We start from the raw sequence: 526 nt of genomic DNA, 5'->3' as shown, positions 1-526 counted from the left end.
AGAACAGGTAATTAGGGCTAAGTCGTAACAAGGTAGCCGTACCGGAAGGTGCGGCTGGATCACCTCCTTTCTGGAGCGGCCTTGCTCACGATATTATGAGTAACTTATAAAGTAGCTTGGTACTTTCTCTTTGTTTATTTCCTCATTCAAATAATTTTTGAATACGGATTCTACGTTTGCCTTCGGGTATCGTCGAAACCCGGGCTTGTAGCTCAGGTGGTTAGAGCGCTACACTGATAATGTAGAGGTCCGTGGTTCGAGTCCACGCAGGCCCACTGTAACTAGCGGGATTGCTGCTGGATACGAAACTCGGGGGATTAGCTCAGCTGGCTAGAGCACCTGCCTTGCACGCAGGGGGTCAACGGTTCGAATCCGTTATTCTCCACCATTGTAATACCGAATCAGCTCAATTGGAGCTTATTCACGAAGTCATCAAATATCAGGATGACACACGTTCTTTGACGTAAGGGGTAACAAAAACGAAGCGTAGCGCGCTTGCTCTTAGTAATGAGAGAATTAACAAGCG

Annotated in this window: 2 tRNA genes and 1 rRNA gene; all 3 read left to right on the top strand. The window is 47.3% G+C overall.

Annotated elements, in window-relative coordinates:
• A 16S ribosomal RNA gene (locus ACYVHT_RS23355) occupies window positions 1-70 on the top strand; the annotation flags it as partial.
• Between the two features lie 131 nt (window positions 71-201).
• Window positions 202-275: transfer RNA gene (locus ACYVHT_RS23350), tRNA-Ile, on the top strand.
• A gap of 36 nt (window positions 276-311) precedes the next feature.
• A tRNA-Ala gene (locus tag ACYVHT_RS23345) sits at window positions 312-388 on the top strand.
• Window positions 389-526 lie beyond the last annotated feature (138 nt).

Source organism: Hymenobacter daeguensis (assembly GCF_054780555.1).
Note: the sequence above shows the minus strand (reverse complement) of the source record. Positions and strands in the feature narration are given on the sequence as shown.